24 protein-coding genes are annotated in these 24,623 nt (G+C 69.1%); 11 read left to right on the top strand and 13 right to left on the bottom strand.

The features are described from left to right. Window positions 1-58: 58 nt before the first annotated feature. Window positions 59-508 (top strand): TIGR02611 family protein, encoded by a 450-nt coding sequence (locus BOSE127_RS08940; protein WP_017886915.1) that lies wholly within the window; start codon window positions 59-61, stop codon window positions 506-508. A gap of 134 nt (window positions 509-642) precedes the next feature. Here the strand turns inward: BOSE127_RS08940 and BOSE127_RS08935 are convergent, their stop codons facing one another. Beyond that, window positions 643-1,896: an MFS transporter gene (locus BOSE127_RS08935; RefSeq protein WP_042540827.1), complete on the bottom strand. Its 1,254-nt coding sequence runs from the start codon at window positions 1,894-1,896 to the stop codon at window positions 643-645. A gap of 103 nt (window positions 1,897-1,999) precedes the next feature. Here BOSE127_RS08935 and BOSE127_RS08930 point away from each other — a divergent pair, with 103 nt between their 5' ends. Together BOSE127_RS08930 and BOSE127_RS08925 are read left to right on the top strand one after the other, a co-directional pair. Next, on the top strand, window positions 2,000-2,365 hold the full coding sequence (locus BOSE127_RS08930; RefSeq protein ID WP_017886913.1) for an ArsR/SmtB family transcription factor: 366 nt from the start codon (window positions 2,000-2,002) through the stop codon (window positions 2,363-2,365). Further along, on the top strand, window positions 2,362-3,975 hold the full coding sequence (locus tag BOSE127_RS08925; RefSeq protein ID WP_236559524.1) for a DUF7059 domain-containing protein: 1,614 nt from the start codon (window positions 2,362-2,364) through the stop codon (window positions 3,973-3,975). The genes BOSE127_RS08930 and BOSE127_RS08925 overlap by 4 nt, the downstream gene beginning before the upstream one ends. A gap of 3 nt (window positions 3,976-3,978) precedes the next feature. On the opposite strand, the gene BOSE127_RS08920 is transcribed toward BOSE127_RS08925, so the two are convergent. Beyond that, window positions 3,979-4,842: an NAD-dependent epimerase/dehydratase family protein gene (locus tag BOSE127_RS08920; protein ID WP_031259567.1), complete on the bottom strand. Its 864-nt coding sequence runs from the start codon at window positions 4,840-4,842 to the stop codon at window positions 3,979-3,981. A gap of 114 nt (window positions 4,843-4,956) precedes the next feature. Beyond that, a complete protein-coding gene (locus BOSE127_RS08915) occupies window positions 4,957-5,547 on the bottom strand; it encodes a TetR/AcrR family transcriptional regulator (RefSeq protein ID WP_159556950.1) in 591 nt (196 codons plus the stop codon). Between the two features lie 176 nt (window positions 5,548-5,723). Here BOSE127_RS08915 and BOSE127_RS08910 point away from each other — a divergent pair, with 176 nt between their 5' ends. Further along, window positions 5,724-8,204: a glycoside hydrolase family 3 protein gene (locus BOSE127_RS08910; RefSeq protein WP_159556948.1), complete on the top strand. Its 2,481-nt coding sequence runs from the start codon at window positions 5,724-5,726 to the stop codon at window positions 8,202-8,204. Between the two features lie 548 nt (window positions 8,205-8,752). Here the strand turns inward: BOSE127_RS08910 and BOSE127_RS08905 are convergent. Continuing rightward, complete coding sequence (locus BOSE127_RS08905) at window positions 8,753-9,766, bottom strand: LLM class flavin-dependent oxidoreductase (RefSeq protein WP_159556946.1); 1,014 nt, start codon at window positions 9,764-9,766, stop codon at window positions 8,753-8,755. Window positions 9,767-9,948: 182 nt separating this feature from the next. On the opposite strand from BOSE127_RS08905, the gene BOSE127_RS08900 reads away from it, so the two are divergent. Beyond that, on the top strand, window positions 9,949-12,519 hold the full coding sequence (locus tag BOSE127_RS08900; RefSeq protein WP_159556944.1) for a DEAD/DEAH box helicase: 2,571 nt from the start codon (window positions 9,949-9,951) through the stop codon (window positions 12,517-12,519). Between the two features lie 64 nt (window positions 12,520-12,583). Next, complete coding sequence (locus BOSE127_RS08895; RefSeq protein WP_017886906.1) at window positions 12,584-12,835, top strand: DUF6458 family protein; 252 nt, start codon at window positions 12,584-12,586, stop codon at window positions 12,833-12,835. Between the two features lie 7 nt (window positions 12,836-12,842). On the opposite strand, the gene BOSE127_RS08890 is transcribed toward BOSE127_RS08895, so the two are convergent. The 4 genes from BOSE127_RS08890 to BOSE127_RS08875 form a co-directional block, all read right to left on the bottom strand. Beyond that, window positions 12,843-13,247, bottom strand: coding sequence for a PIN domain-containing protein (locus BOSE127_RS08890; protein ID WP_159556942.1), 405 nt, complete (start codon window positions 13,245-13,247; stop codon window positions 12,843-12,845). Continuing rightward, the gene (locus tag BOSE127_RS08885) at window positions 13,247-13,447 is read right to left on the bottom strand and encodes a type II toxin-antitoxin system VapB family antitoxin (RefSeq protein ID WP_111232839.1); all 201 of its coding nucleotides are present in this window, start codon (window positions 13,445-13,447) and stop codon (window positions 13,247-13,249) included. Before BOSE127_RS08885 ends, BOSE127_RS08890 begins: the two co-directional genes overlap by 1 nt. Window positions 13,448-13,505: 58 nt before the next feature. Then, window positions 13,506-14,027 carry a ribonuclease H family protein gene (locus BOSE127_RS08880; RefSeq protein WP_159556940.1) on the bottom strand — a complete coding sequence of 174 codons (522 nt, stop codon included), beginning with the start codon at window positions 14,025-14,027 and terminating at the stop codon, window positions 13,506-13,508. Between the two features lie 94 nt (window positions 14,028-14,121). After that, window positions 14,122-14,958 carry a hypothetical protein gene (locus tag BOSE127_RS08875; RefSeq protein ID WP_159556938.1) on the bottom strand — a complete coding sequence of 279 codons (837 nt, stop codon included), beginning with the start codon at window positions 14,956-14,958 and terminating at the stop codon, window positions 14,122-14,124. Window positions 14,959-15,075: 117 nt separating this feature from the next. On the opposite strand from BOSE127_RS08875, the gene BOSE127_RS08870 reads away from it, so the two are divergent. Further along, entirely contained in the window at window positions 15,076-15,414 is a 339-nt protein-coding gene (locus tag BOSE127_RS08870) for a hypothetical protein (RefSeq protein WP_017886901.1), read from the top strand. 6 nt (window positions 15,415-15,420) lie between these two features. Here the strand turns inward: BOSE127_RS08870 and BOSE127_RS08865 are convergent, their stop codons facing one another. From BOSE127_RS08865 to BOSE127_RS08855, 3 genes are all read right to left on the bottom strand, one after another. Continuing rightward, window positions 15,421-15,987 carry a hypothetical protein gene (locus BOSE127_RS08865; protein ID WP_052481926.1) on the bottom strand — a complete coding sequence of 189 codons (567 nt, stop codon included), beginning with the start codon at window positions 15,985-15,987 and terminating at the stop codon, window positions 15,421-15,423. A gap of 58 nt (window positions 15,988-16,045) precedes the next feature. Next, window positions 16,046-16,861 (bottom strand): aldo/keto reductase, encoded by an 816-nt coding sequence (locus BOSE127_RS08860; RefSeq protein ID WP_159556936.1) that lies wholly within the window; start codon window positions 16,859-16,861, stop codon window positions 16,046-16,048. Window positions 16,862-17,074: 213 nt separating this feature from the next. Then, a complete protein-coding gene (locus BOSE127_RS08855; protein WP_031259562.1) occupies window positions 17,075-18,280 on the bottom strand; it encodes an MFS transporter in 1,206 nt (401 codons plus the stop codon). 355 nt (window positions 18,281-18,635) lie between these two features. Between BOSE127_RS08855 and nrdH the strand changes: the two genes are divergently transcribed. The 4 genes from nrdH (at window position 18,636) to nrdF (ending at window position 22,585) form a co-directional block, all read left to right on the top strand. After that, complete coding sequence (nrdH, locus tag BOSE127_RS08850; RefSeq protein WP_017886897.1) at window positions 18,636-18,869, top strand: glutaredoxin-like protein NrdH; 234 nt, start codon at window positions 18,636-18,638, stop codon at window positions 18,867-18,869. Window positions 18,870-18,980: 111 nt separating this feature from the next. Further along, the gene (gene nrdI / locus BOSE127_RS08845) at window positions 18,981-19,397 is read left to right on the top strand and encodes a class Ib ribonucleoside-diphosphate reductase assembly flavoprotein NrdI (protein WP_031259561.1); all 417 of its coding nucleotides are present in this window, start codon (window positions 18,981-18,983) and stop codon (window positions 19,395-19,397) included. Window positions 19,398-19,414: 17 nt separating this feature from the next. Next, on the top strand, window positions 19,415-21,520 hold the full coding sequence (gene nrdE / locus BOSE127_RS08840) for a class 1b ribonucleoside-diphosphate reductase subunit alpha (protein ID WP_017886895.1): 2,106 nt from the start codon (window positions 19,415-19,417) through the stop codon (window positions 21,518-21,520). Window positions 21,521-21,610: 90 nt separating this feature from the next. Next, complete coding sequence (gene nrdF / locus BOSE127_RS08835) at window positions 21,611-22,585, top strand: class 1b ribonucleoside-diphosphate reductase subunit beta (RefSeq protein ID WP_017886894.1); 975 nt, start codon at window positions 21,611-21,613, stop codon at window positions 22,583-22,585. A 164-nt stretch (window positions 22,586-22,749) separates the two neighbouring features. Here the strand turns inward: nrdF and BOSE127_RS08830 are convergent, their stop codons facing one another. Together BOSE127_RS08830 and BOSE127_RS08825 are read right to left on the bottom strand one after the other, a co-directional pair. After that, window positions 22,750-23,601, bottom strand: coding sequence for a carbohydrate ABC transporter permease (locus tag BOSE127_RS08830; protein WP_017886893.1), 852 nt, complete (start codon window positions 23,599-23,601; stop codon window positions 22,750-22,752). Beyond that, window positions 23,598-24,584: a carbohydrate ABC transporter permease gene (locus BOSE127_RS08825; protein ID WP_235045669.1), complete on the bottom strand. Its 987-nt coding sequence runs from the start codon at window positions 24,582-24,584 to the stop codon at window positions 23,598-23,600. The genes BOSE127_RS08830 and BOSE127_RS08825 overlap by 4 nt, the downstream gene beginning before the upstream one ends. Between the last annotated feature and the right edge of the window lie 39 nt (window positions 24,585-24,623).

Below are 24,623 nucleotides of genomic sequence, written 5' to 3'. Positions count from 1 at the left end.
CACCCCGCGTCCACCGCGTGCGCCGCTGATTCCCAGCCGCGCGCCCTACGTTTTCGGCATGGACGGCGACCCGAACGACCGACCCGGCGACGCCCGGGCCGATGGTGCGGCCCGACAGCGCTTCCAGTGGTTCCACCGCCTGCGCGCCTGGATCCACGAGCGGCCGCACGTGCACCTGTTCTACAAGGTGCTGGTCGGTCTGGTGGGCGGGCTGGTCGTCATCATCGGGCTGATCCTGGTGCCGCTGCCGGGCCCGGGGTGGCTCGTGGTGTTCATCGGTCTCACCGTGCTGGCGAGCGAGTTCCACTTCTTCCACAAGATCATCACGTGGCTCAAGGCGCAGCTGCACCGCTTCTGGGACTGGGCCAAGCGGCACGGGCCGAAGCGTCTGCGCGATGCGGCCGACCGGGGCAAGGCCGACGTCGATGCTGCGCACACCGGAGCGGCGCGGACCGTCGGGGTCCGTGCGCGCGCTCGCGGGGCGAACTCGGCGCACCCGGGCCACTAGTCGGGCCGTCGCGGTCGGCACCGTGCGGGGCTGGTCACCGCGCGCGAGGTTGACGCCTCCGTGCGGCGCTGCAGGCTCGCACCGAGCGATCAACCTCGCACCGAATGGGCATCGCCGCACCGTGCCGGGCGCGCCTACTCGGCCGCGACCCGGACCGAACCGGTGGCGGTGCGCTCGATGACCTCGGCAGCGCGCTCCTCGACCTCGGCGGCGTCCTTCGATGACAGCTGCAGCACGAGGGCGACGACCGCGGCGAGCACGATGAAGCCGCCGTACCCGGCGATGACCGGGACGAGGCCGACCGACGGCTCGAGCAGGCCTCCGATGACCGAGGGCACCCCGAACGCCAGGTAGCTGACGACGTAGATCGTGGAGAGCAGTCCGGCGCGGTGGGTCGGTGCAGCGGTGGCGAGCAGCATCCGCAGCGGTGCCTGGAACCCGGCGCCGAAGCCGACACCGGCGACGGCGCTGCCGACGACCATGCCCGGCAGGGAGTGCGCGAACACGAACGACACGGTGATGATCGGGCCGAGCACGAGCGCCACGAGCCCGAGCAGGACCGCACGTCGGGTGTCCATCCGCTGGATCGCCAGGCCGGTCAGGGCGCCGACACCGGTGACGACCGCGATGAGCGCACCGGCGGCGAAGTGGTTGGTGATGCCGAACACCGCGCCGAGTGCCGAGGGGACGAGCGACAGGAACATGCCGCCCAGTGCCCAACTGGCCACGAGCGATCCGGCGACGCCGCGGAACAGCCGACGCGATGACCGCGGCACGCTGATCGTCGGGCGCAGGGAGCGGAGTGCTCCTGGGCGACGCTCCACCTGCTCGGGGACGACGGACAGCGCGAGGACGAGCAGCACGAGGAGCGCGCCGAACAGCAGGTAGACGAGCTGCTCCGGCGCCGGACCCCACTGCACCAGGGCGCCGCTCGACAGCGCGCCGGTGGCCAGGGCGATCGGCGGGATGACCCCGTTCAGCACACCCGCCATGGTCGGGTGGCGTTCGAGGGAGTTGTCGATGAGGGCCGCGCCGAGTGCGCCGATGAGCAGTCCGACCGAGACGCCCTGCACGATCCGGTCCACGATGAGCGCGACGACCCCGTCCGCCGCCGCGAACAGGCCGAGCGACAGTGCGACGCCCAGCCCGCCGACGACGAGCACGGGCTTCCGGCCGACGTGGTCGGACAAGCGCCCCGCGATGAGCAGGCTCGCCAGCAGGCCGGCGACGTAGATGGCGAAGACCCCGGTGAGCATGAGCGGCGTGAGGTGCCACTCGGCGGCGTAGACCGGGTAGATCGGCGACGGGACGGCCGACGAGGCGACCGAGACCAGGAGCATCGCCGCCAGGATCCAGAACCCGGCGACCGAACGAGCTGACTGGTGCATGCGCACCCCTTTCCATCTCCGTGCAGTACGACTGCATTCGTACCGCACTCGAACAGTACGACGCAAGTCGTACAGCAAGCCGAACGGTGGTAGCGTCCCGTCCATGCCCGCGCACGTCGATGCTCCCGAACGGTTGCCGCAGCCGTCCGTGGCCGAGATGGACCTCCCCGTCGTCATGGACGCCCTGAGCGACCCGATCCGGCTCGCGATCCTGCACCGCTACCTGGTCGACGCGGCCGGGGGTGAGCGCAGCTGCGGGTGGGTCGGCATCGACCGGCCGAAGTCCACGCTGACCCACCACTTCCGGGTCCTGCGCGAGGCCGGGTTGCTCGAGCAGCACCTGGAGGGCCTGACCCGCGTCAGCCGTGTCCGGGTGGCGGACGTGCAGCAGCGGTTCCCCGGGCTCCTCGACCTGGTGCTCGACTGGCAGGTCCCATCGGCCCTGCTCCGCGAGGGGCTCGCCTCGTGAGCGGCGAGCCCGACGCCGCCCCGAGCCCGACCGTGCACACGCTGCCGTCGATCGTCGCAGACCCCGCCGTCGCCACGGCGCTCGCCGCGGACCTGACGGCCGCCGGCTTCACCGTCGACCGGCTCGACTCCCTGTGGGGCGCCGAGGCTGCCGCATCGCTGCACCGCGGTTCGCGGGTCGCTGCGCTCCGTGCGCTCGCCGCCCGCGAGACCACGCCGCTCAGCACCCTGGCGACGCTGTTCGTGCTCGGGCTGCCGGTGGCGCGGGCTGAGGCAGCCGCCGCGTTCCCGACCGCCGGGCTCGACGCCGTCATCGCATCGGGTCTGCTGCGCAGCGAAGGCGAAGGCGAAGGCGACGGCGACGGCGACGGCGGCGCCCCGCTCGTCCACCCCACCGTCGACCTGCGCCCCTACGCCTTCGTCGACGACCTCGGCGCCGGCAGCTGGTGGATCGTCTCCGACCTGGGCGAGCTCGCCCTCGGACACGAGATCAGCGAGGAACACGTCCTCGGCATCGGCGGCGCCACCACGACGCTGAGCGGCCTGCAGGTGCCCGTGCCGGTCGAGCGGGTGCTCGACCTGGGCACCGGCTGCGGGATCCAGGCCATGCACGCGCGGCGGTTCGCCGACCACGTGGTCGCCACCGACATCTCGCGCCGTGCCCTCGACATCGCCCGCTTCAACGCGCAGTTGAACGGCATCGACGGCATCGACTTCCGGTTCGGCTCACTGTTCGAGCCGGTCGCGGGGGAGCGCTTCGACCGGATCGTCTCGAACCCGCCCTTCGTCATCACGCCTCGTCGCGAAGGCGTCCCGTCCTACGAGTACCGCGACGGCGGCATGGTCGGTGACGCCCTGGTCGAGACGGTGCTCCGGGGCCTCGGGGACCACCTGGAGCCCGGTGGCACCGCACAGCTCCTCGGCAACTGGGAGTACCGCTGGGGCGTCGACGGCCTGGACCGCGTGCGCGCCTGGTTCGCCGACACCGGCCTCGACGTGTGGGTGATCGAGCGCGAGCGGCAGGACCCGACGTCCTACGCCGAGACCTGGATCCGCGACGGCGGCACCAAGCCCGGCACGGACGGGTTCGACACCCTGATGGGCGCGTGGCTCGACGACTTCGCGGATCGCCGCGTCACCGGCGTCGGCTTCGGTTACGTCGTGGTGCGTCGACCCCTGCCGGGAGGCCCGTCCGGCCTCCGCCGGTTCGAGCGCGTCCCCGAGACGCTCGGCTCCAACCCCGCGGGTCTGGGGGCGACGGTCGCCCGCGTCCTCGACGCGGCCGCCTGGCTCGCTGCGCACGACGACGCCGCGCTCGCTGCCGCCCACCTGGCGGTGGCCGGTGACGTCACCGAGGAGCGGTACTACTGGCCGGGCAACGACGACCCCACCGTGATGACGCTGGTGCAGGGCGGCGGGCTCGGGCGCCGGGTGGACGCGGACACCGCACTCGCGGCGTTCGTGGGCGCGTGCGACGGTGACCTGTCCGTCGCGGCGATCATCGGCGCGCTCGCGCAGATCACCGGCGCGGACGAGCAGGCCCTCGCCGCCGACCTGCTGCCGGCGGCGCGCGACCTGGTGCTCGACGGGCTGCTCGTCCCCGCCGCCTGACGATCAGGCGCGGTGGTCGCGCCAGCTGTGCTCGGGCGTGTAGCCGAGGAGTTCGCGGGCCTTCTCCGACGACAGCAGCGAGCTGACGCCGTCGATGTCCGCACGGCGCTCGATGTCCGGCACGAAACGCTCGACGAGTTCGATCGTCGGGGTGTCCATCACCGTGTCGGGGCTCGCGATGACGAACGCCTCGAACCCGGTGAGGTCCGCCTCGAGCGCACGGCGGACGGCCTGGGCCCCGTCGCGCGAGTCGATGTACGACCACAGGTTGAACGTCTTCGCCTCGGGGGTGGCGTCCCACGGGAACGCCGGGTAGTCGGTCTCGTCCATCACGTTCGAGAAGCGCAGCCCGATCATCTTCAGCTCGGGGTCCCAGCGCGTGAAGTGGCGGGCCATCTCCTCCTCGACCGCCTTGCCGAGCGAGTACGACGACTGCGGGCGGACGGCGAACTCCTCGTCGACCGGCAGGTAGGGCGGCAGGTGTTCGCCCATCGGGATGCCGAGCAGGGTCTCGCTCGACGCCCACACGACGTTCTTGATCTTGGCGGCACGGGCGGCGTGGAAGACGTTGATGGACGAGGTCACGTTGTTGGTGATCAGGGCCACGTCGGGCACCTGTCCCGGGGCCGGCACCGCCGCGAGGTGCACGACGGCGTCGACGTGGTCGTACCGGTCGTCGATGCCGAGCAGGGCGTTCAGGACCTGGCCGTGGTCGGTCAGGTCGATCCGCACGAACGGGACACGCTCGGGCTTGTCCGGCGAGGGGACACGGTCGAGCAGGACCACGTCGTACCCGTGCGCATCGAGGTCGCGCACCACCGCTCGTCCGAGCTTGCCGCTGCCACCGGTCACCACTACACGCGTCATCGCGTCACTCCACATCGTCGTCGGAACACGCCCTGGCGGGCATCGACCATCCTGCCCCGCCTGCCCTGACACGACCAGGCCCTGTCCGTACCCCACTGCCGGGGCGGGGGTCTCTCAGGCGGTGGGGGCGACCTGGGCGATCGCCAGACGGGCGACGAGCTCGACGTGCTCGGCCATGTCGCGGGTGGGGTCGAAGAGCCACTGGATCTGCATGCCGTCGGACACCGCGAGCAGCACGCTCGTGAGCTCGTCGGGGTCGATGTCGGACCGCAGCCGACCGTCCTGCTGCATGGTGCGGAAGTCGGCGGACAGGTCGCGGCGGCTGCGATCGTAGCGCTCGCGGAAGTACTCGTGCGCCGGGTGCTCGGCGTCGGTGGCGGCCGCGGCGGACAGGTTGACGAACATCTGCACCAGCCCCGGGACCTCGGCGTTGTGCCGCACGATCGCCGCGAGCAGGGCCGCCGGGTCCGCGGCCTGCCAGTCGTGTGCCAGGTCGAGCTCGTCGCGGCGGCGGAGGATCTCCACCCAGAGCTCGTCCTTCGAGTCGAAGTAGTGCAGCAGGCCGGCCTGGGTCAGTCCCACGGCGTCGGCGATGTCCTTGATGCTCGTCCGCCGGAAGCCCTGCGACGCCACGAGGTCCAGCGCGACCGTGAGGATCTCCTCGCGCTTCGCGATGCCCTTTGCGTACGAACCCCGTCGTGCCATGGCCAGACTGTACCGCCCGCGGGAGACCCCAGAAAACCAACCAACGGTCGGTTTTGGGTGGTACGGTGCAGGAGCTGCCAGCGCGGGCGGCGAACCCGGTGGATGGTGGGTGTGGGCGACGAGGCCCCGGCCGTCCAGGCGGCGCCCCGCGGCCCTGAACGAGAGGACCGACCACCGTGACCACCGTGAACGACGCGAGCACCGCCTCCAGTCCGTCGACGCCGCTGACCGAGCGCATCGATGCGCTCCTCGGCCAGTTGACCACCGACGAGAAGGTGCAGCTGCTCACCGGACGTGACTTCTGGACCACCTGGCCCGTCGAGAAGATCGGGCTGCGCCGGATCCTGATGTCGGACGGGCCGTCCGGCGTGCGCGGCGAGGTGTGGGACGAGCGTGACCCGTCCCTGAACCTGCCGTCGGCGACCGCGCTGAGCGCCTCGTGGGACCGCGCGATCGCGAAGCGCTACGGCGCCGCCGCTGCCGTCGAGGCCCGTCGCAAGGGCGTCGACGTCGTGCTCGGCCCGACCATCAACCTGCACCGGTCCCCGCTGGGTGGCCGGCACTTCGAGGCGTTCAGCGAGGACCCCGTGCTCACGGGCGACCTGGCCGCGTCGTACGTCGACGGTGTGCAGGAGAACGGTGTGGCCGCCACCCCGAAGCACTACATCGCGAACGACTACGAGACCGACCGCTTCACCGCGTCGACCGAGGTGTCCGACCGCGCGCTGCGTGAGCTGTACCTGCTGGCGTTCGAGAAGGCCGTGACCGAGGCGCACGCCTGGGCGGTCATGTCGTCGTACAACGCGATCAACGGCGTGACGGCGTCGGAGAACGACCTGCTCGAGACCCCGCTCAACTCGGAGTGGGGCTTCGACGGCATCGTCGTGTCCGACTGGACCGGAGTGCGTTCCGTGGACTCCGCGAAGGCGTCGCAGGACGTCGCGATGCCCGGGCCGAACCCGTGGTGGAGCGAGGGGCCGCTGCTCGCCGCCGTGCAGTCCGGCGAGGTGCCGATGGCAGCGATCGACCGCAAGGTCCGCCGGATCCTGACCCTGGCCGCCCGCGTCGGCGCGCTCGAGGGCTTCGAACCCGTCGCCGCGTCGCCCGTGCACGTCGAGGACGGCATCGCGTTCGTCCGCGAGGCCGAGGCCGAGGGCACCGTCCTGGTCCGCAACACCGGTGTCCTGCCGCTCGACGCCCCCGCCGTGTCGCGCATCGCGGTGATCGGCCACAATGCCGACCAGGCCCGCACGCAGGGCGGTGGCTCGGCCACGGTCGTGCCGTCGCAGGTCGTGTCGCCGCTGGACGGCATCCGTTCGGCGTTCCCCGGCGCGAGCGTGGACTACGCGATCGGCGCCGTCGTGCAGGAGGGCATCGCGGAGTTCCCGCTGTCCACCATCACGAACCCCGGCACCGGTGAGCCCGGAGCGCGGGTCGCCTTCGTCAAGGACGGCGAGGAGCTGTTCGTCGAGGACCGCCGCGCGACGGCACTGTTCTGGTTCGGCGGTGACGCCCCGACGCGCGAAGCCGACCGGCTCGACATCACCACCACCTACACCGCCGAGTCGACGGGGACCGTGCGGTTCGGCATCGGCGCGGCCGGACGGTCACGCATGTGGATCGACGGCGAGCTGCTGCTCGACGAGGACGTGCCGTACGAGGGCGACCAGCTCGGCGCCGCGTTCCTGAACCCGCCGGCGCGGTCGGTGCCCGTGTCGGTGACCACCGGCCAGCAGGTCGCGATCCGGATCGAGTACGACGTCATCCAGGACGAGACGCTCGGCGGGGTGCTGGCGTACCAGTTCGGTACCGAGCCGTCCGACGACGATCCCGCCGTGCTGATCGACGCAGCGGTCGAGGCCGCTCGTGGTGCGGACTTCGCCGTCGTCGTGGTCGGGACGAACTCCAAGGTCGAGTCCGAGGGCTACGACCGCTCCTCGCTGGCGCTGCCCGGTCACCAGGACGACCTGGTGCGCGCGGTCGCCGCCGTGAACCCGAACACGGTCGTCGTCGTGAACGCAGGTTCGCCGGTCGAGATGCCGTGGCGGAACGACGTCGCCGCGGTGCTGCTGACCTGGTTCGGCGGGCAGGAGTACGGCAACGCCCTGGCCGACGTGCTGACGGGGCGGCAGGAGCCCGGTGGACGCCTGCCCACCACGTGGCCGGTCGCGATGGCCGATGTCCCCGTGCTCGACGTCACCCCGGTGGACGGCAAGGTCTCCTACGACGAGGGCGTCCACGTCGGGTACCGGGCCTGGCTGCGGGCCGGCACCGAGCCGGCCTACCCGTTCGGGCACGGCCTCGGCTACACCACGTGGTCGATCGACGGGGTCTCCGCGACGCCGACCGTGCGCGAGGGCGACGCCGTCATCGTCACGGCGACCGTCGCGAACACGGGCGACCGCGCCGGCAAGCACGTCGTGCAGGTCTACGCGTCCCGTGCGGAGTCGGCGGTCGACCGCCCGGTTCGCTGGCTGGTCGGGTTTGCCCCGGTCCGGCTCGGTGCGGGGGAGTCGACGGAGGTCTCGATCGAGGTCCCGGCACGCGCCTTCGCCCACTGGGACGGTTCGTGGCAGTACGAGTCGGGGACGTTCACGCTGCACGTCGGTGCCTCCGTCGTCGACGACGCCGGAACCGCGTCCCTCGAACTGGAGTGACGAAGTCGTCCGGTTTCCGCGCAGCTCCCGACTCTGTTCAGTAACATCGTCGTGCGCGAGTCGGCTGGTTACCGTCCGCGCACGCACCGACTACGGGGTCGCTGGGTGAGCGATTCGGCCTCCTGATCCGGCCGTTGTCGCCCTGGCTTCCCCGGTGCGTCCCAGAATGCGTCCCCGCGTCCGCGCGGGGGCGCATTCGTCGTTCCGGGTCGGAGCCGCATCGGTGCTCCGTGCCGGAACCTGGTTCCGTGGATCGTCCCGGACTCGGTACGCACCGGTGAACCGGTTGCCGGACTTCGTGCCGGTTCGCAAAAACGAGTGACACTTGGTCAACTTCTTTGCTCCAGGGACGCAGATCGGTGTGACAAACCGGTCGGTAGGTGGAACGATGGGGGCACCATCTCGTGCGGATCAGGGACGAGATGGTCATCCGGCCGGGCTCTCGGGCTTCACCAACTCGATCAGAGCCCCGCCGGATGCCCTCGACTCTCGGTGGCGGCAGGGCCGCAGGCGATCAGGCTCCAGGCGTCTGCCCGCGTCGCTGGCCCTCAGGCCCGCAGCGCCGGAGCGACCTCCTCGGCCACGATGCGCAGGATCCGCTCGTGTGTCGCACGGTCGCCGTTCGCCGGCAGGGTGATGACGAGCTCATCGGTGGCGGTGACAGCCGGGTCGGCGAGCAGGGCGTCGACGATGGCCGCCGGTTCGCCGGACACGACCTTGCTGAAGCGGAACGGCGGCGTGCCCGACAGCGGTCGGCCCTCGTCGTCCATCCCGGACGCGTACCCGGTCAGGAACTCCTGGTGCACGGCGCGGTCGTGGTCGTCGAGGAGCGGCACCACGATCCGGCCCACGGCGACCTTGGACTCGCGGTGCGGGTGCAACTCGGCGAACCGCTCGCGGTAGGCGGCGATCTGGTCGGCCTGCGCCTCGGCGAACGGCGCACCCGTGTCCTCGGTGTTCAGGGTCGAGCAGTGCAGCAGCAGCCCCTTCTCGGCCGTGCGCACCGCCGTGCCCATGCTGCCGCCACCCCACCACACGCGGTCGCGCAGGCCCGGGCTGAGCGGCTGCAGGGTCAGGTCGGCCCCGGCGGGGATGCTCTCGTAGCCCTTGCCGGCACTGCCCAGGGGCTCGCCCTGCAGGACCTCGAGCAGCCGTGCTGCGCGGGCCTCGGCCTCGTCGCGGAAGCTGCGGTCGACCGTGCCGAACACCGGGTCGAGGATCGGCCCGTACCCGGCGATGCCCGTGCTGATGCCGAGCTGCACACGGCCGCCGCTGAGCAGGTCGACCGTGCTGGCATCCTCGGCCAAGCGCACCGGGTCCTCGTAGCGCATGCCGAGCACGGCGGTGCCGAACGCGATGGTGCTGGTGCGCTGCGCGGCGGCCGCGAAGAAGGTCATCGGGCTCGTCAGGTACGGCTCGAAGTGCCGTCCACGCACCCAACCTGTGCCGTAGCCGAGGGACTCGGCGGTCTCGAACAGGCGCAGGCCGTCCTCCAGGGCGCCGGCGGCGCCGTCGGTGCCGCCGTGGTTCGGGACGAAGGAGAGGAAGCCGAGTTCGCGCATGGCGCGAGTCTATGCGCACGTATTGAAATGCGCCTGAGTCGGCGACGGGGCGGACGGGAGGCCCGTGGCGAGCTGGCACCGCGCCTCTCCCCACCGGCACGGCCGGTCCGCCGCTGGCGCGTCGCCCCGGGACCGGCGGCGTGGGCCCAGTCCGTCATGGCCGCACCTGGGAGGATGGGCGCATGACCGACGTCACCGCCCCGCCCCCGCTCGTCGCCGCGATCCCGGCGGCGGTGGACGGCGTCGTCGACCCCGACGAGGTCTACGAGGCCTTCGCGGCCTGGGCCGCCGAGGGCGGCCGGCCCCTGTACCCGGCGCAGGACGAAGCGGTCATCGAGCTCGTCTCCGGCGCGAACGTCGTGCTGAGCACGCCGACCGGCACCGGGAAGTCACTCGTCGCGGCCGGCGCGCACTTCGCCGCGCTCGCCGAGGGCAAGCGGAGCTACTACACGGCACCGATCAAGGCGCTGGTGTCCGAGAAGTTCTTCCAGCTCGTCGAGCTGTTCGGTGCGCAGAACGTCGGCATGGTCACCGGCGACTCGAGCGTCAACGCCGACGCACCCATCGTCTGCTGCACCGCCGAGATCCTGGCGAACCTGGCGCTGCGGCAGGGACCGGACGCCGACGTCGACGTCGTCGTGATGGACGAGTTCCACTTCTACGGCGACCCCGACCGCGGCTGGGCGTGGCAGGTACCGCTGCTCGTGCTCGAGCGTGCGCAGTTCCTGCTCATGTCGGCGACCCTCGGCGACGTCACCACCATCGCCGACGACCTGTCCCGCCGGACCGGCCGGCCCACCGCCCGCGTGACCGGTGTCTCGCGACCCGTGCCGCTCGAGTACCAGTACGTGATGACGCCCGTGCAGGAGACGGTGGAGCGGCTGCTCGAGGAGGGCAAGGCGCCGATCTACATCGTGCACTTCGCCCAGGCTGCCGCACTCGAACGGGCGCAGTCGCTGATGTCGGCGAAGGTCGCCTCGCGCGAACGCCGCGACCAGATCGCCGACGCCATCGCCGGCTTCCGCTTCAGCGCCGGGTTCGGGCAGACCCTGTCGCGCCTGATCCGGGCGGGCATCGGCGTGCACCACGCCGGCATGCTGCCGAAGTACCGACGACTCGTCGAGCAGCTCGCCCAGCGCGGCCTGCTGCCCGTCATCTGCGGCACCGACACCCTGGGCGTCGGGATCAACGTGCCGATCCGCTCCGTGCTGTTCACCGGACTGACGAAGTTCGACGGCACCAAGATGCGCCAGCTGTCCGCACGCGAGTTCCACCAGATCGCCGGCCGCGCCGGACGCGCCGGGTACGACACCGAGGGTGACGTCGTCGCCGAGGCCCCCGAGCACGACATCGAGAACGCCCGCGCCGTCGCCAAGGCCGGCGACGACCCGAAGAAGAAGAACAAGATCAAGCGGAAGAAGGCGCCCGAGGGCTTCGTGTCATGGGGGCAGGCGTCCTTCGAACGGCTGATCGCGGCCGAGCCCGAGCCGATGGCCTCGCGCATGCGGATCACGCACGCGATGGTGCTGTCCGTCGTCGCCCGTGGCGGGGACGCCTTCGCCGACGTCCGGTCGCTGGTCTACGACAACCACGAACCGCGCTCCCGGCAGCTCGCCATGGCCCGGCGGGCACTCGTCATCGCCCGGACCCTCATCAACGCACGGGTGATCGAGAAGGTCGACGGCGCCTACCGCCTGACCGTCGACATCGCACCGAACTTCGCGCTCAACCAGCCGCTGTCGCCGTTCGCGCTCGCCGCGTTCGAGTTGCTCGACCCTTCTTCTCCCACTTATGCACTGGACATGGTCTCGGTCGTCGAGGCCACGCTCGACGACCCGCGGGCGATCCTGTCGCAGCAGCAGTTCAAGGAGCGTGGCGAGGCCGTCGCCCGCATGAAGCAGGAGGGGATCGAGTACGAGGAGCGGATGGAGCTGCTCGAGGAGGTCACCTGGCCGAAGCCGCTCGACGAGCTGCTGACCGCCGCCTACGAGGCCTACGCCGCCGAACAGCCCTGGGTGCTCGACTTCCAGCTGTCCCCGAAGGCCGTCGTCCGCGACATGTACGAACGCGCGATGACCTTCGGCGACTTCGTGCGCTTCTACCAGCTCACCCGCTCCGAGGGGCTCGTGCTCCGCTACCTGTCCGACGCGTACCGGACCATGCGGCAGACCATCGCCGAGGAACAGCGGACCCAGGAGCTCGACGACCTGATCGAGTGGCTCGGCGAGGTCGTGCGGCAGACCGACTCCTCACTCGTCGACGAGTGGGAGGCGCTGCTCAACGGCGACGTCCTGCTGGCCTCCGAGGAACACGAGGAGATCGCGCCGCCGCAGCCCGCACGGCTCACCGGCAATCCCAGGGCGTTCCGGGTGCTCGTGCGCAACGCCCTGTTCCAGCGGGTGCTGCTCGCCGCGGCCGACGACATCGACGGGCTCGGGGAGCTCGACGCGACCGCCGGCTTCGACCGGTCGGCGTGGGACACCGTGCTCGAGGAGTACTACGAGGAGCACGACAGCATCGGCACGGACGCCGACGCACGGTCCATGCAGTACCTGGTGCTCGACGAGAGCGGTGCCACGGCATCACCGCGGGTCTGGAAGGCACGGCAGATCTTCTCCGACCCCGAGGGCGACAAGGACTTCGGGTTCTCGGCGACGATCGACCTGGACGCCTCGGACGAGGTCGGCGAGGCCGTCGTGCGGGTCACCGAGATCGGTCGGTTCGACGGGTGGGCCGAAGTCGACGTCGACTGATCCGCGCGGGGGTTGTCGGACGTGTACCGTCTGCCGCACCACCCCGACCCGAGAGGACTGCGTCATGCGCATCGGATCCAGCATCGCCCTGATCGTCATCGGCGCGATCGTCGCCTTCGCGCTGAACATCCAGCTCGCCGGCGTCGACCTGCGCCTGATCGGCTACATCCTGATGGCAGCCGGTGTCGTGCTGCTCATCATCAGCCTCGCCGTGGCCTTCGGTGGTCGCCGCACCACGACCACCACGCGCTCGGGCGTCGACCCGGCGTCGGGGGAGCAGATCACGCAGCAGGAGCGGCGCGACGGGACCTACTGACCCGCAGTCAGCGCTCCGGCAGGTACTCGTGCCGGAAATCGGCGACTGCGTCGGCGATGTGGTCGTAGTCGCGGTCCGAGCTGAGGACGGTGGCCCCGTTGCGCACGGCGTAGGCAGCGATGTGGACGTCGATCGGTCCGGCTCCGCGGACGTGGCCGTTGTTCCAGAGGGCGTTATGGATGCTCGTGACATCCTGGATGTCCGGGTGTTCTGAAGCCTCGAGGAAGGCGTCCATGTCGTCGCGGTACCCCTGGTGGTCGGGTCCGGTGCGTGCTGCATGGCAGTACTCGAGGACCGGCGGCGGGCAGGTCATGATCAGGTCCTGCGTCGCGATCTCGCGAAGCCGCTGTGCGATGCCCGCTGAACGGTGTGCCTTCCACCAGACGGAGTTGTCGACGATGTACGTCGCCATCAGGGATGCAGCTCGTCGGCCGCAGAAGGGTCGGCGCTGAAGTCTCGCGCGATGATGCGTTCGACGGCGGCGGGCTGTCGCCGCACCGCGATGAGGGTTTCGAGTGCTCTCTGCACGACCTCGCGGTTGGAGCGGGCGCCGGTCAGCTGCTTCGCATCATCGAGCACGCGTGGATCAAGATCGATCGTCGTCACTGCCATGCCGATCACCTCCGTTATACAGGGGAGTACATAACCGGGCGGGCTGCTGGCGGAAGGGTCAGAAGAGGGTCGCGGGCGGGGTCGCGTCGGGCAGTGCGGACGGCTCCGGGACCTCGGCCCCGGGCCAGCCGGGACCGTGCGGCACGTCGGTGCCGTTCTGGAACGCGGTGGCAGCACCACGGGCACGGACGTCGGCAGCTTCGTTCATCTCGTGACCAACGTGGCCGCGGACCCACTCGAACGTGACCTTGCGACCCTGCAGTTCCGCGTCGAGTTCCTTGATGATCTCGACGTTGAGGACCGGCTTGCCGTCGGCCTTCCGCCAGCCCTTGCGCTTCCAGCCGGCGAGCCAGTCGGTGCAGGCCTTGATGGCGTACTGGCTGTCGCACAGGATGTGCAGCGGCTCGCCGGTGTCCTTCGTGGCACGGAGCAGCTGCAGCACGGCGGTGAGCTCGCCGATGTTGTTCGTCGCGCGGGGCCAGCCTCCGGCCGCCCACCGGTCGTCGTCGACGTACCAGGCCCATCCGGCGGGGCCGGGGTTGCCGAGGGCTGAGCCGTCTGCGGCGGCGACGATCGTCACGATGGGACCTCCTGGTGGTGCCGAGTGCTCGCGAGTGCTGGTCAACCGTAACCGACCGTACGGACGGGCTCCGTCCGGCGGGGCGGCGACCGGATCAGCGCGCTGCGGGATCCAGGTTGAGATCGGTGTCCGTGATGAGTTGGTCGCCCGCGCCGGTCTGCAGCGACGGGTTCAGCCAGCGGAGTTGCGCGACGGTGATGCCCAAGCGTTCGGCGACCGTCACCTGCGCGTCGTCGCTCGACACCTGGTACGACACCGGCACGCCGTCACGTTCGTGCACCCAACCGTTCGCCCCGGGCCGCGATGCGCCCACGTCGACCTGCAGGTCCGGGTACGGGTCGGGGATCGTCCAGTGCAACGGAGCGATTGCGAGCACGGAGCCGATGCCGGTGCGTCCGGAATCGTCCCCGTCATCAGACGGCGCCGGCACGAGCGCGACGCTGTGCAGAAAGTCCGGAGTGGGGCCGGCGTCTGACAGCCCGACCGAGTCCGGAGCGCCGGTCTCCGGGTCCCAGATGACGACTCCGGCACGGTACCCGCTGGCGTCGCCGGCACCGTCAGCGTCACCTCCGCGGAACTCCAAGCTCATCCACTGCGGGTTCGTCGTGCGGTAGCCGGACAACTCGGCGTCGAAGGTGCCGCTCTCGTTCGCGACGACCCGCACGTGGATCCGGGTGTCACCGCTCGCCGAGACGACATCGGTCTCGGCGGCGACCGTGCCGGCCGCCAAGACCTGCGGTGTGCTGACCTGCTGTGCGGCGGAGGTCGGGTCGGCTCCCGGGCTCCGGCTCGTCCCGTCGAGTGATGCCTGACGCGTCGGCGTCGGCGTCGGGATCGCTTCGTCGCCGCCGAACGCTGTGCACCCGGCGAGCAGCAGCCCCACCAGTGCCGAGCCGATCACCGCGGTCGTCGCGGTCCGTGTTCGTCGCATCGTTCCCCCTCGTCGGCAGCGTAGCGGGGGCAGGGGCGTCATCGAGTGCGGGGAGCGGACCGAGCCAGACTCGTTACACGGGGCCGAGGGCTAGCGTCCGCTGCAGGAGGAAACACCATGAGCGACAGCATCCCGAAGGCCCCCGGCCCCGAGCCGTCCGACGACCGAGCACGCAACGATGCGCTCCGCGACGCGGCGCACAGCGACGACGTCGACGGGGTCAGCGGCCGCGAGCAGCGGGCGGCGGACACGTCGTACAGCCCGTCGAGTGAGCGCGAGATGGACGCGTCCCAGACGAAGCAGCGTGACGACGACGACCTGCGTGAGGACGGCATCGACCCGTCCAAGGTCATCGCGGCCCCCGGGACCGGCGGCGCGGACGACGCCGGCGACGTGGAGCCCGAACCGGGCGACCTGCACCTGCCGTGGCAGTCAGAGGAGGACCGCCGGGGCTGATCCGGGCTACCGGGTCGCGAGCTCGAGTGCGCGCACGAGTTCCTCGCCGTTGCGGACATCCCAGAACGCCACGAGCTGCGGACCGAAGAATCCATCGAGTCCGGTGTTCGCGTAGATCTGGGTCTGCAGACCGCGGGTCACGCCAGCGAACGGACCGAACTGCTCCTGCCACTCGACCGTGCAGTGCCGTCGGTCGGCCGACCAGCGCGTCGTGCGGTCCGATCGGCCCACCGGGACGTCGCGGGTCCCACGCGCCGTGATGACCAGGGCGCGGCGGTCGGTCACGGCGTAGACCGTCGTCCGCTTCCGGTGGAGCTTCACGAGGAACCGGCCGAACAGCAAGTGGAGGCCGAGGACGAGGAAGAGCGGGAAGATGACGAGCTCTGGCCCGATCTGACCGTCTCGGAGGACGCTGACGGTGCCGAAGCCGACGAATCCGCACCAGAGCAGCGAGAACGGGATGAGGAAGCCGTCGCGGCCCGAGAAGAGCTTGGCCGGGTCACTGGTGCCCGCCCAGTACAGGTGCTCATCGGGACGCAGATGTTCACGGGCGGCCTGTTGAGGATCGATCACCCCTCGACAGTACGACCTTGCCCTCGCCGTGGCTGACCGGTGCGTACCCCGCCCGCTACTACACCGAGTCCGGGTGAGAGCCCGTCCGCTGCCCGGACTCGAGTGTCGCGATCGCCGCGAGCTCGTCGTCGGTCAGCTCGAAGCCGTCGACGTCGAGGTTCGACCGGATCCGCGAGGGCGTGACCGACTTCGGCAGCACCACCACGCCCTGCTGGACGTTCCACCGCACGAGCACCTGCGCCACGCTCGCCCCGTGTGCGTCCGCGATGCCGGTCAGCACCGGCTCGTCGATCAGGCGCCCGCGGCCGAGCGGCGACCACGCCCCGGTGACGATGTCGTGCTGCTCGTGGAACGCGATGAGCTCGCGCTGCGGCAGCCAGGGGTGCCGTTCGACCTGGTTCAGCGCCGGTACCTCGCCGGTCTCGTCGATGAGTCGCTGCAGGTGCGGCACCTGGAAGTTCGAGACGCCGATGCTCCGAGCCCGCCCCGACTCGCGCAGTTCCACCAGCGCCCGCCAGGTCTCGACGTAGCGGTCGTTGGTGGCGGCCGGCCAGTGGATCAGGTAGAGGTCGACGGCATCGAGCCCCAGCCGCTCGAGGCTGCCGTCGAACGCCCGCAGGGTCTGTTCGCGCCCCTGGTGGTCGTTCCACACCTTGGTCGTCACGAAGACGTCGTCACGGTCCAGCCCGGAGGCCCGGATCGCCTTGCCGACGCCGGTCTCGTTGCCGTACATCTCGGCGGTGTCGACGTGCCGGTAGCCGGCGTCCAGCGCGAGGCCGACCGCCGTCTCTGCCTGGGCGTCGTCGACCTTGTAGACGCCGAAGCCGATCGCGGGGATCGAGCGGCCGTCGCGCAGGGGAACTGAGGTGACCATGCACCCATCCTGCCGGTGCCTGGCGGGCGCGCGCCGGGCCTCCAGGCCATCTGTGGAGAACGCGACCCGTACGCCGGGCGCACGTTCCTTCCCATACCGGCGGCGATGGCGAGTGGAAACGGGCGTACCTGCTCAGAACTTCCGACCGGGTACGCCCGATTCGACCAGGTACGCCCGAAACCGCCCGCCCGCCAGCCGCCGCCGCGCGTCCGCTCAGGTCGGCAGGTGCACCGGCTCGGTGTCGGGGAGCGGGCTGGCGTCGCGGCCGCGCAGGTCGGGCAGCCAGCTCCGCATCGCCAGGGGGAGCAGCACGCCCAGCCCGGCCATCACGGCGCCGACGGTGAAGCCGCCGACGGGGCCGCTGCCGTCGATCAGGAAGCCGGCGATCGCCGAACCGCCGGCCGCGCCGATCAGCTGGCCGGTGCCCATCCAGCCGTAGGCCTCGGCCGTGTCGGAGAACTTGACGGTGGCGGAGACCGAACCGAACATCACGGCGAGGGCCGGCGCGATGCCCACACCCGCGATGACCAGGGCGAGGCACAGCCACCAGAAGCCCGTGCCGCCGAGGGCCAGGGTGAGGCCGACGAACACGACGGCCATGCGCGTCCACAGGGTGTTGCGGGAGATCGGGCGGTGGCCGAACGCCAGGCCACCGGCGAGCGAGCCGACCGCGAACACCGCGAGGACGATGCCGGCGTTCGGGCTGCCCTCGCCGAAGACGCTGGTGACGCTCGCCTCGACCGCGGCGCACGCCCCGATCAGGAGCAGGCCGGTCAGGGTGGCGACGACGACCGCTGGACGCTTCAGCACGACACCGAACGCGCGCTTGGAACGGGGGATGCGGACGCGTCCGAGCTCGGGGGAGGCGATGAACCACGTGCCGCCGACGACCAGGAACACCATCGCGACGACGATCGCCTCGACCGTGCCGACCTGGGTCGCGACGAAGGTGGTGATGACCGGGCCGGCGACCCAGATGAGCTCCTGCGCGCTGGCGTCGAGGGAGAAGAGCGGTGTGAGCTGCGCCGACGTCACCATCTTTGGGTAGATGGTGCGCACCGCCGGCTGCACGGGCGGGACCGCCAACCCGCCGAGGAACCCGACCACCACGTATCCCCAGAGCGGCATGACCACGAATGCGATCACCACCATGCTCACCAGCGCGACGATGCTCGTCAGGATGAGGACGGGGCGCATGCCCCAGCTGCCCATCCAGCGGCTCGTCAGCGGCCCGGCCAGCGCCTGCCCGACACTCGTCGTCGCGAGCACCAGACCGGCGGCGCCGTAGGAGTGGAACACGTGCTCGACGTGCAGCAGGTAGGCCAGCGACAGCATGCCGAACGGGAACCGTGCGGTGAGCTGTGCGGCGATGACACGACCCACGCCAGGGGTCTTCAGGAGGGGCCCGTACGTACTCACGAGACGAGTGTACGGACCGGCCGGATCGGGGTGTCCCCCGTCCTGGGGAGGGGGCCTTCGCGACACGCCGATGGGCTGATTCCACATCTGTGGATCGTGACTGTCCCCCGGTGTGGGGAAGTGTCGGTGGCCTCCCGCAGACTGGCGGAAACTCGGGCCTCCCGGGAATCCACAGACTGTGGAGGGCGTTGTGGAGAACTACACGGCTGTAACACTCCCTCTTGTGGTCGGTGCTGCGGCTAGCCACTAGATGTAGTGTGGAGACATCGCAGCGGCCCCTCCCGGACACGACTGCGGACAGACATCAGCACCACCTCCACAGCACAGCAGAAACCAGTAGGAACCAGGGGAGAACATGGCCGTCACCGTCTACACCAAGCCGTCCTGCGTCCAGTGCACCGCGACGTACCGGGCCCTCGACAACAAGGGCATCGAGTACGAAGTGCACGACGTGTCCACGGACGAAGCAGCGCTTGAGCACGTCAAGAGCCTGGGCTACATGCAGGCCCCCGTCGTCGTCACGGACGACGACCACTGGTCGGGCTTCCGCCCCGACAAGATCGCGACCCTCAGCGCCGAACTGGCGTAGTCGTCCTGCGGGCCCCGAAGGGGCCCGCAGGCAGGGCATCTCGGGAGGCGCGACTCGCCTCTCCTGGCCCGCCCGGTCCGCCTGTCCGCACCTTTCCACGAGGAGCGCACCATGAGCCGATTGGTCTACTTCTCGAGCGTGTCCGGGTACACCGCACGCTTCGTCGAGAAGCTCGGCCGCGATGCGGACCGGATCCCGATCTACCCGAGCGAACCGTTCCTGCACGTGGACGAGCCCTACGTCCTGGTGCTGCCCACCTACGGTGGCGGCAACGGCGACGGGGCAGTGCCCAAGCAGGTCATCAAGTTCCTCAACGACGCCCACAACCGCTCGCTCATCCGCGGCGTGGTGGTGGGTGGCAACACGAACTTCGGCGAGGCGTACGGCCTCGCAGGGGACGTCATCGCACAGAAGTGCAACGTCCCCCTTCTCTACAGATTCGAACTCTTCGGGACCCCTGACGACGTGTCGGCGGTCAACTCAGGATTGGATGCATTTTGGACGCAGCAGTTGCAGACGTCGATCTGACGTCGCCGCAGACGGGGATGGACTACCACTCCCTCAACGCGATGCTCAACCTCTACGACGCGGACGGGAACATCCAGTTCGACAAGGATCGTGAGGCCGCCAAGCAGTTCTTCCTGCAGCACGTCAACCAGAACACCGTCTTCTTCCACAACCTGAAGGAGCGGCTCGACTACCTGGTCGAGAACGAGTACTACGAACAAGCCACGATCGACATGTACTCGCTGGACTTCATCCAGCGACTCAACGACCTGGCGTACTCGAAGAAGTTCCGGTTCCAGACGTTCCTCGGCGCGTTCAAGTACTACACGAGCTACACGCTCAAGACGTTCGACGGCAAGCGGTACCTGGAGCGCTTCGAGGACCGCGTCGTCATGACCGCCCTCGGCCTGGCCCAGGGCAACGAGCAGCTCGCCATCGACCTGGTCGAAGAGATCGTCGCCGGCCGCTTCCAGCCCGCGACCCCCACGTTCCTCAACACGGCGAAGGCACAGCGCGGCGAGCTCGTCTCCTGCTTCCTGCTCCGCATCGAGGACAACATGGAGTCGATCTCGCGCGGCATCAACTCCTCGCTGCAGCTCTCGAAGCGCGGCGGCGGCGTGGCCCTGCTCCTCTCCAACATCCGCGAGGCCGGCGCCCCGATCAAGCAGATCGAGAACCAGTCCTCGGGCATCATCCCCGTGATGAAGCTGCTGGAAGACTCCTTCTCCTACGCGAACCAGCTCGGTGCGCGTCAGGGTGCCGGCGCGGTCTACCTCAGCGCCCACCACCCGGACATCATGAAGTTCCTCGACACCAAGCGCGAGAACGCCGACGAGAAGATCCGCATCAAGACGCTGTCCCTGGGCGTCGTCGTGCCGGACATCACGTTCGAGCTCGCGAAGAACAACGAGGACATGTACCTGTTCTCGCCGTACGACGTCGAGAAGGTCTACGGCGTCCCCTTCGGCGACGTCCCGATCTCCGAGAACTACCGCGCGATGGTCGACGACTCGCGCATCAAGAAGACGAAGATCAAGGCGCGTGACTTCTTCACGACCATCGCCGAGATCCAGTTCGAGTCGGGCTACCCGTACATCGTGTTCGAGGACACGGTGAACAAGGCCAACCCGATCAAGGGTCGGATCAACATGTCCAACCTGTGCTCGGAGATCCTGCAGGTCAACACCCCGACGACCTTCAACGAGGACCTGTCCTACAAGGAGATCGGCAAGGACATCTCCTGCAACCTCGGCTCGCTGAACATCGCGCTGACGATGGACTCGCCCGACTTCGGCAAGACCATCGAGACCGCCATCCGCGGCCTGACCTCGGTCTCGCAGATGTCGCACATCACCTCGGTGCGTTCCGTCGAGGACGGCAACGACAAGTCGCACGCCATCGGCCTCGGCCAGATGAACCTGCACGGTTACCTCGCTCGTGAGCGCGTCTACTACGGCTCCGAAGAGGGCATCGACTTCACGAACATCTACTTCTACACGGTGCTGTTCCACGCCCTTCGTGCGTCGAACAAGATCGCGATCGAGACCGGCGAGACCTTCGACGGCTTCCGCGACTCGAAGTACGCATCGGGTGAGTTCTTCGACAAGTACACCGACCAGACGTGGACCCCCGCGACGGCTCGCGTTGCCTCGCTGTTCGACAACGCGAACATCACGATCCCGACGCAGGACGACTGGAAGGCGCTGAAGGCGTCCATCCAGGAGCACGGCATCTACAACCAGAACCTGCAGGCCGTCCCGCCGACCGGTTCGATCTCGTACATCAACCACTCGACGTCGTCGATCCACCCGATCGCGTCGAAGATCGAGATCCGCAAGGAAGGCAAGCTCGGCCGCGTCTACTACCCGGCGCCGTTCATGACGAACGACAACCTGGACTACTACCAGGACGCGTACGAGATCGGTGCCGAGAAGATCATCGACACGTACGCCGCGGCGACGCAGCACGTGGACCAGGGCCTGTCCCTGACGCTGTTCTTCAAGGACACCGCCACCACGCGTGACATCAACAAGGCGCAGATCTACGCATGGCGCAAGGGCATCAAGACGATCTACTACATCCGTCTCCGCCAGCTCGCGCTGGAGGGCACGGAGGTCGAGGGCTGCGTCAGCTGCATGCTGTAGAGCTGCCGCTCTGCTCCCTGGAGGCGCGGTGCCAACCCGCACCGCGCCTCCAGTCCGTCACTTAGTCACCATTTCTGTAAGGAACACACGTTGGTCGAGAAGCTGAAGCTCATTGATCGGGTCCAGGCCATCAACTGGAACCGCATCCAGGACGACAAGGACGTCGAGGTCTGGAACCGTCTCGTCAACAACTTCTGGCTGCCCGAGAAGGTGCCGCTGTCGAACGACGTGCAGTCGTGGAACACGCTGACGCCGGCCGAGCAGACCCTGACCATGCGCGTGTTCACCGGTCTGACCCTGCTCGACACCATCCAGGGCACCGTCGGCGCCGTGTCGCTCATCCCCGACGCGATCACTCCGCATGAGGAAGCCGTCTACACGAACATCGCGTTCATGGAGTCGGTGCACGCCAAGTCCTACTCGTCGATCTTCTCGACGCTCGCGTCGACGCGTGAGATCGACGAGGCCTTCCGCTGGTCCGAGGAGAACCCGAACCTGCAGAAGAAGGCGTCCATCGTGATGGACTACTACCAGGGCGACAACCCGCTGAAGCGCAAGGTCGCCTCGACGCTGCTCGAGTCGTTCCTGTTCTACTCGGGCTTCTACCTGCCGATGCACTGGTCGTCGCGTGCCAAGCTCACGAACACCGCCGACCTGATCCGCCTGATCATCCGTGACGAAGCCGTCCACGGGTACTACATCGGCTACAAGTACCAGAAGGGCCTCGAGACCCTCACGCAGGCTGAGCGCGACGAGCTCAAGGACTACACGTTCTCGCTGCTGTTCGAGATGTACGAGAACGAGGTGCAGTACACGCAGGACCTCTACGACGAGGTCGGTCTGACCGAGGACGTCAAGAAGTTCCTGCACTACAACGCCAACAAGGCGCTGATGAACCTGGGCTACGAGCCGATGTTCCCGAAGAACATCACGGACGTGAACCCGGCCATCCTCTCCGCCCTGTCGCCGAACGCGGACGAGAACCACGACTTCTTCTCGGGCTCCGGCTCGTCGTACGTCATCGGCAAGGCCGTGAACACTGAGGACGAGGACTGGGACTTCTGATCCTGGACTGACTCGACGGGGACGCCCCGCTGGCTTCGGCCGGCGGGGCGTCCTTCGTTCACCGGCCCCGCCGCCCGAGAGGCTTGCTGGCACCCCCGTCGAGGTTCAGCTCGGAAGGGGCGTCTGCGACCGACCGGTTCCACCTCGACTCGAGCAGGCGAGCGTCATCCCTTGACGGCCGAACCGGCGACACTCTGGATGAAGAACCGCTGGAACGCGAGGAAGACGATCAGGACCGGCAGCACCAGCAGGGTCCCGAAGGCGAACGTCTGTCCCCAGTCGACCGGCGTCTGGCCGGAGAACACGCTCATCTCGAGCGGGAGCGGGCGGGCGGTCGGATCGGACGTCACGATCGACGGCCAGAGGTACGACCCCCACGAGCTGAGGAACGTGAGGATGGCCACGGTCGCGAAGACCGGTCTGGCGTTCGGGACGACGACCCGGGCGAACGTGCCGAATGCCCCGAGACCGTCCAGGCGCGCGGCCTCCTCGATGCTCTTCGGCAGGTTGAGGAAGAACGTGTAGAACAAGAAGATCGAGAACGCGTTCGCCACGAACGGGATCATCTGCACGAACAGGGTGTCGCGCTGGCCGTTCAGCAGGAACAGCAGCGGGACCGCGACGGACTCGAACGGCACGATGATCAGCAGGACGACGATGACGAACACCGCGTTCTTGCCGCGCCACTGCAGGCGCGCGAAGGAGTAGCCCGCCATCGAGTTCACGACGAGCCCGCCGAGCACGATGACCAGCGAGATGGCGACGGAGTTGCCCATGAACCGCCAGAAGTACCCCGTCGCGTCCGAGTCGAGGGCCTTGAAGACCCCGAGGTAGTTCTGGAGCGACAGGTGGATGGGGAGGAAGCCGGTGAAGCCGTCGAGGACCTCGGAGCTCGGCTTGAAGCTGCCGATCAGCAGGTAGTAGATCGGCGAGAACATGACCGCCGACATCACGATGAGGATGGCGTAGGAGCCGGCCTTCGAGAGTCGCTTGCGGGTGGGTCGGATGGTGCTCAACTTTCGCTCCTCTGGCGCAGGACGGCTCGCTGGACGAGGGTGATGACGACGATGATCAGGAAGAGGACCACCGAGATGGCGGCAGCCTGGCCGACGCTGTTCTCGGCGAGGATCGCGTTCGTCGCCTGGTACAGGACCGTGCGGAGGGCGTTCTCGTTCCCGCCGGCGGTGGTGATCAGGATGTACACCTGGTCGTAGACCCGGAAGGCGAAGATCGTCGTGAGCAGCACGACGAAGATCAGGGTGTTCCGGACGCCGGGCACGGTGATGTAGCGGAACTGCTGGAAGACGTTCGCTCGGTCGAGTCGTGCGGCCTCGTAGCGCTCCTCGGGGATCTCCTGCAACGCCGCGAGGATGATCACCATCTGGAAGCCGACGCCCTGCCAGACCGACAGGACGATGACGGAGAGCATCGCCGTGTTGCCGGAGCCGAGCCAGTTGTGCGCGCCGACGGTCCCGCCGGTCACGGTCTCGACCGCGCTGTTCAGCAGGCCGTCCCCGCTGCGGTCGAGGATGACGCGCCAGATGACGGCGACGAGCGCCATGGGGAAGACGACGGGCATGAAGAAGAACGTGCGGAAGAACCTGATGCCCTTGAGCTGCTGGTTGAGCAGGACGGCGAACACGAGCGCCAGCCCGGTCTGCACCGGGATGACGACCGCGGCGAAGAAGAGGTTGTTGCCGAGAGCGCGGAAGAACTGCGGCGCCTCGACGGGGTCGGTGAAGAGGCGCACGTACTGCGTGAACCCGAGGAACGTCGGCGGACGCGGCGACCCGATCTGGACGTTGAAGAACGACAGCCCGATCGCGGCGACGAAGGGTACTGCGATGAACAGGACGATGCCGCTCATCGCGGGGAGGGCCATCAGCGGACCGGCGAAGGTGCCGCTCCGCTGCTTGCGCAGTTGTCGGGGAGCGCGGTGCTCCCGCGCCCTGGATGGCGTCGGCGGGGCATCCGACTGGGGACTGGTCGTGCTGGTCACTGGTGCTCCTGGTCGTCCTGTTCGGGGCGGTGCCGGTGG

Origin of the sequence: Curtobacterium sp. 8I-2 (assembly GCF_902506155.1) — a bacterium.
Taxonomy (GTDB): domain Bacteria; phylum Actinomycetota; class Actinomycetes; order Actinomycetales; family Microbacteriaceae; genus Curtobacterium; species Curtobacterium poinsettiae.
The sequence above is the reverse complement of the archived record's forward strand: the minus strand, read 5'-3'. Positions and strand labels throughout refer to the sequence as shown.

Bases quoted from the DNA above. Each gene is read 5' to 3' on its own strand.
- BOSE127_RS08895 (WP_017886906.1), top strand. From the start codon at position 12,584: ATGCGCATCGGATCCAGCATCGCCCTGATCGTCATCGGCGCGATCGTC.
- BOSE127_RS08915 (WP_159556950.1), bottom strand. From the start codon at position 5,547: ATGGCACGACGGGGTTCGTACGCAAAGGGCATCGCGAAGCGCGAGGAG.
- nrdH (WP_017886897.1), top strand. From the start codon at position 18,636: ATGGCCGTCACCGTCTACACCAAGCCGTCCTGCGTCCAGTGCACCGCG.
- nrdI (WP_031259561.1), top strand. From the start codon at position 18,981: ATGAGCCGATTGGTCTACTTCTCGAGCGTGTCCGGGTACACCGCACGC.
- nrdE (WP_017886895.1), top strand. From the start codon at position 19,415: ATGGACTACCACTCCCTCAACGCGATGCTCAACCTCTACGACGCGGAC.
- BOSE127_RS08935 (WP_042540827.1), bottom strand. From the start codon at position 1,896: ATGCACCAGTCAGCTCGTTCGGTCGCCGGGTTCTGGATCCTGGCGGCG.
- BOSE127_RS08885 (WP_111232839.1), bottom strand. From the start codon at position 13,447: ATGGCAGTGACGACGATCGATCTTGATCCACGCGTGCTCGATGATGCG.
- BOSE127_RS08930 (WP_017886913.1), top strand. From the start codon at position 2,000: ATGCCCGCGCACGTCGATGCTCCCGAACGGTTGCCGCAGCCGTCCGTG.
- BOSE127_RS08900 (WP_159556944.1), top strand. From the start codon at position 9,949: ATGACCGACGTCACCGCCCCGCCCCCGCTCGTCGCCGCGATCCCGGCG.
- BOSE127_RS08905 (WP_159556946.1), bottom strand. From the start codon at position 9,766: ATGCGCGAACTCGGCTTCCTCTCCTTCGTCCCGAACCACGGCGGCACC.
- BOSE127_RS08920 (WP_031259567.1), bottom strand. From the start codon at position 4,842: ATGACGCGTGTAGTGGTGACCGGTGGCAGCGGCAAGCTCGGACGAGCG.
- BOSE127_RS08890 (WP_159556942.1), bottom strand. From the start codon at position 13,247: ATGGCGACGTACATCGTCGACAACTCCGTCTGGTGGAAGGCACACCGT.
- BOSE127_RS08875 (WP_159556938.1), bottom strand. From the start codon at position 14,958: ATGCGACGAACACGGACCGCGACGACCGCGGTGATCGGCTCGGCACTG.
- BOSE127_RS08860 (WP_159556936.1), bottom strand. From the start codon at position 16,861: ATGGTCACCTCAGTTCCCCTGCGCGACGGCCGCTCGATCCCCGCGATC.
- BOSE127_RS08870 (WP_017886901.1), top strand. From the start codon at position 15,076: ATGAGCGACAGCATCCCGAAGGCCCCCGGCCCCGAGCCGTCCGACGAC.
- BOSE127_RS08940 (WP_017886915.1), top strand. From the start codon at position 59: ATGGACGGCGACCCGAACGACCGACCCGGCGACGCCCGGGCCGATGGT.